The organism is uncultured Mucilaginibacter sp., from assembly GCF_937859865.1.
Taxonomy (GTDB): Bacteria; Bacteroidota; Bacteroidia; order Sphingobacteriales; family Sphingobacteriaceae; genus Mucilaginibacter_A.
Genome location: NZ_CALMAT010000117.1, coordinates 1 through 4,105, shown reverse-complemented (window position 1 = coordinate 4,105; position 4,105 = coordinate 1). Strand labels below are relative to the sequence as shown.

Here is a 4,105-nt window from a genome sequence, read left to right as displayed (position 1 = left end):
AAACGTTTAGCGGAATATCCGGCGAATCAATGACACCTTGCAACAGCATTAAAAACTCCGGCACAATGTCTTTTACTTCATCCGTAATAAATACCTGCCGCGAGTACAACTGGATTTTATTACGCTGAAACTCAAAATCGTTTTTCAGTTTCGGGAAATATAAAATCCCGGTGAGGTTGAACGGATAATCCACATTCAGGTGAATCCAGAACAAAGGATCTTCAGAAAACGGATATAAATCTTTATAGAAACTGATGTAATCTTCGTCTTTCAGTTCGCTTGGCACTTTCGTCCAGGCCGGAACCGTTTGGTTGATCACTTCGCCATCAAACTCAATCTCAACCGGCAAAAACTTACAATATTTCTTCAGGATGGTTTGTATGCGGCTTTTCTCTAAAAACTCTTTCGAATCTTCGGCAATATGCAAAATCACGTCCGAACCACGGTCGGTTTTATCCGTTGAAGTGATTTCAAATTCAGTACTGCCATCACAAATCCAACGTGCTGCTTCGCTGCCTTCTTTGTACGAAAGCGATTTGATTTCCACGTTGGAAGAAACCATAAAAGCCGAATAAAAACCTAAACCAAAATGGCCGATGATGTCTTTTTTGTCGCCTTCTTTGTCTTTGTATTTCTCCACAAACTCGGTCGCGCCCGAAAAAGCAATCTGGTTGATGTATTTCTTGATCTCTTCGGCCGTCATCCCAATCCCACGGTCGGAAATGGTAATGGTTTGGTCTGCTTCGTTTATGGATACTTTTATTTTGGTATCGCCCACTTCGCCGTTAAACTCGCCGATGCTGGCCAGCCTTTTCAACTTTTGTGTAGCGTCAACCGCGTTGGATACCAATTCCCGTAAAAAGATCTCGTGGTCTGAATAGAGAAACTTCTTGATGATCGGGAAAATATTTTCGGTGTGAATGGAGATAGAACCTTTTTCCTGCATAACTTTAGTATTTTAGTTTATGCGGAAACCGGAATCAACAATAGTTCCAAAGGAAAATTAAAGATACAAAAATGACAGGTTGACAGGCGACATCAACCTAATGCTTCTTTTACCGGGTAAAAATTGGTGTGCTTAGTCTATCTTTTCCAACTGTTTCTCTTTCACTTTGGCTTCTGTTTTTTCGATTTTGATGTCCAAACGGATCAAACCGTACAAACTCATGTAAATATTGGCCACCCAAACCAAACTGAAACCGGCAATTAAATAACCCTGCCAGCCGTCAAACAACAATTTATAACCGGTAATAATCAGCATAAAAATAGTGATGTAATGGCTGAAACAGTATTCGCAGGTAAACAAATAGAAAAATTTGCGTGCGGCCAAAGTTTTTTGCTCGTGGCTGTTTTTCACGCAAAATTCGCGGATTTCTTTAAAAACTTCTTCGTGCGTAACCGTCCACGAAATGCAGGCAACCGGGATGGCCAGCACAAATAACATAACGAAAGGATTGTACATGCGATGCTGTTTTTATGCCTGTTTTTTAGTTGTTCACCATTTTCATGGATTCTTCGTAATAGCGTTCGCCAACGTGCGGGTAGGTTTTCAGGATTTCTTCAATCTCCTGCAAATCATCTTTGGTTAAATTGACATCGGCCGCGCCGGCGTTTTCTTCCAAATACTTCCGTTTTTTGGTTCCGGGAATTGGAATGATTTGTTCGCCTTGCGCCAAAACCCAGGCCAAAGCCAATTGTGCAGGCGTAATTTCTTTGGAAGCAGCAAACTCTTTTAAAGCTGAAGCCAATTGCTGGTTGTTCTTTAAATATTGCTCTTCTTTAAAACGCGGCAAGGTTTTACGGAAATCATTGTCTTTTAATTCTTGGGTAGAAATAGAAGCGGCCGTAAACAAACCGCGGGAAAGCGGACTGAACGGAACAAACGTAATTGACAATTCCTCACACAAAGGCAAAATTTCTTTCTCCGGATCTCTTGTGATAAAAGAATATTCAGATTGCAAAGCCGAAATTGGATGCTCTTTGTGCGCTTTTCGGATGGAAGCCGGAGAAGCTTCGGACAAACCGATAAAACGCACTTTGCCTTCTTTTACCAGCTCGCCCATCGCGCCAACCGTTTCTTCCACAGGAATATTCGGGTCAACACGGTGCGCATAATACAGGTCAATCACTTCCACGCCCAAACGTTTTAAACTGCCTTCGCAAGCCTTTTTTACATAAGCCGGAGAACCATCAAACACGCTTAATTTACCTTTTTCGCCTGGTTTAAAACCAAACTTTGTCGCGATGAAAACCTCTTTTCGGTTTGGCACCAGCACTTTGCTGATCAATTCTTCGTTGGTGTGCGGTCCGTAAACATCTGCCGTGTCCCAAAAGTTGATGCCCAAATCAATCGCCATGTTTAACGTCGCGATGGATTCTTCGTCGTTCGTTTCGCCGTAAGCGTGGCTCATGCCCATGCAACCCAAACCGATAACGGACAATTTCTCGTTGGTGTTGCCAAATTTTCTGTATTTCATGCTGATGCTTCTTTTATACCTGCAAAACGCATAAGCCGCGCTGCTGTTTTATAATATTTATGCCGATAAAAGAAGCATAAAAAAAGCGCCCCCGTTTTAAGGAAGCGCTGATGGTTTTTAATGAATAAGCTGATGCTTAGTCGTTTCCTTCTAATTTTACCAATTTGTTATAAAGGCCCAACAACAAAAACGGAGCAGGCCATTGTCCTACAAAAAGTGCATTGTGGGGTTTGTTCATAATTTTAAGAGTCAATGAAATTCCGATTGCCCCTAAAGCTGCCCATAAAAAAATGTCGGAAGGAATTTTTGCAGTCTGGTTCTCAATTGCGGTTGCAACTGGCCCTTCAGTGTGTTCCGGGTGTTGATTTGACATAGTGTTTCTGTTTAATTGTTAATTTATTCTAGTTGATTCTGTTTGGTACTAATTAAAACTGCCGGGTTAAAACCAATTTAAACCAAGCAATATTTTTTTAATTATTAATACCATAACAAGAAATTGCAAAAATGTGTTTCTGTTAAACAAAAAAAGTTATTGATTGCTTTTGAGGTAGATTATTAAAACCAAGAAACCATGATAGAAAATGCAGCAACTGTTGAAATTTTGAACGACCTGATCGAAATTAACAACGACCGGATTGAAGGCTATGAAAGGGCGATTAAAGAATCAACCGAAGAAAATGCCGATTTAAAACCTTTGTTTGAACACATGATTCAAGAAAGCCACGAGTGTAAAATGGCTTTGGCGACCGAAGTTTTGGTTTTGAAAGGCGAAACCGCCGAAGGCACCACCAACAGCGGCAAAATTTACCGCACCTGGATGAAGGTAAAAGGAACGTTTACTGGCCACGACCGCCATTCTATTTTGGCGGATTGCGAAAAAGGTGAAGATGCCGCACAAGCCGCTTATAAAACTGCTTTGGCCGACGAAAACCTGCCACACTATTTGCACGATCTGGTTGCCCAGCAGCAATCCAAGTTAAAACTATCGCACGATAAAGTTAAAATGCTGCGCGATATGCAGCAGGGATAATTTTGTTTTTAATTTTTTCAGGAAAGCCTTTTGATTGTGATCAAAAGGCTTTTTTGTTTAGAAGTTTATTTAAGTATGAACACCAATTTTTACCCGATAAAAACAGCATTTTCTAAACTCAATGTAAAACCTTGCGCCGGGACACAACCACAAATGGTAGAAACCCAGTATATTTGTGTAGTTGCCATATCTGGAATTGGAGGCACAAATAAATTATGGCTACAAAAGTAATCATGAATGATGATGCTTTTTTTAAAAAAGGTTTCCTGATTTCTACCGACAAAACTTTGTTGGATATAACATTGATCCATCATTTTCTGGACCAAGTTTCTTATTGGGGAAAAGGCATCAGCCTAAAAACTGTGGAAACTTCAATACAAAATTCTTTGTGCTTTGGCATTTACCAGCATCAAAAACAGGTTGGTTTTGCGCGCGTCATCACCGACGAAGCTACTTTTGCTTACTTATGCGATGTTTTTATTCTGCCTGAATTTCGCAAAGCAGGCTTATCCAAATGGCTGGTCCAAACGATTCGGAATCATTCAACATTAAAAAATTTAAGGCGCTTTGTTTTGGCAACTGCCGATGCACATCAATT

The 4,105-nt window shown here is 40.6% G+C and carries 6 protein-coding genes; 2 read left to right on the top strand and 4 right to left on the bottom strand.

Translation table 11 applies throughout. The features are described from left to right. The 4 genes from htpG to Q0192_RS12015 all read right to left on the bottom strand — a co-directional run. On the bottom strand, nucleotides 1-946 hold a 946-nt coding region (htpG, locus tag Q0192_RS12030), incomplete at its 3' end, for a molecular chaperone HtpG (protein ID WP_299289727.1). A 132-nt stretch (nucleotides 947-1,078) separates the two neighbouring features. Continuing rightward, nucleotides 1,079-1,462 (bottom strand): hypothetical protein, encoded by a 384-nt coding sequence (locus Q0192_RS12025; protein ID WP_299289726.1) that lies wholly within the window; start codon nucleotides 1,460-1,462, stop codon nucleotides 1,079-1,081. A gap of 25 nt (nucleotides 1,463-1,487) precedes the next feature. After that, the gene (locus tag Q0192_RS12020; protein WP_299289725.1) at nucleotides 1,488-2,477 is read right to left on the bottom strand and encodes an aldo/keto reductase; all 990 of its coding nucleotides are present in this window, start codon (nucleotides 2,475-2,477) and stop codon (nucleotides 1,488-1,490) included. Between the two features lie 136 nt (nucleotides 2,478-2,613). Beyond that, on the bottom strand, nucleotides 2,614-2,850 hold the full coding sequence (locus tag Q0192_RS12015) for a hypothetical protein (protein ID WP_299289724.1): 237 nt from the start codon (nucleotides 2,848-2,850) through the stop codon (nucleotides 2,614-2,616). A 198-nt stretch (nucleotides 2,851-3,048) separates the two neighbouring features. On the opposite strand from Q0192_RS12015, the gene Q0192_RS12010 reads away from it, so the two are divergent. Together Q0192_RS12010 and Q0192_RS12005 are read left to right on the top strand one after the other, a co-directional pair. Beyond that, the gene (locus Q0192_RS12010; RefSeq protein ID WP_299289723.1) at nucleotides 3,049-3,507 is read left to right on the top strand and encodes a PA2169 family four-helix-bundle protein; all 459 of its coding nucleotides are present in this window, start codon (nucleotides 3,049-3,051) and stop codon (nucleotides 3,505-3,507) included. A 215-nt stretch (nucleotides 3,508-3,722) separates the two neighbouring features. After that, nucleotides 3,723-4,105: GNAT family N-acetyltransferase (locus Q0192_RS12005; RefSeq protein ID WP_299289722.1), on the top strand; the 383-nt coding region annotated here is incomplete at its 3' end.

What these genes read in the sequence shown, in the direction of transcription:
- Q0192_RS12025 (WP_299289726.1), bottom strand. Translation starts at nt 1,462, where the DNA reads ATGTACAATCCTTTCGTTATGTTATTTGTGCTGGCCATCCCGGTTGCC.
- Q0192_RS12020 (WP_299289725.1), bottom strand. Translation starts at nt 2,477, where the DNA reads ATGAAATACAGAAAATTTGGCAACACCAACGAGAAATTGTCCGTTATC.
- Q0192_RS12015 (WP_299289724.1), bottom strand. Translation starts at nt 2,850, where the DNA reads ATGTCAAATCAACACCCGGAACACACTGAAGGGCCAGTTGCAACCGCA.
- Q0192_RS12010 (WP_299289723.1), top strand. Translation starts at nt 3,049, where the DNA reads ATGATAGAAAATGCAGCAACTGTTGAAATTTTGAACGACCTGATCGAA.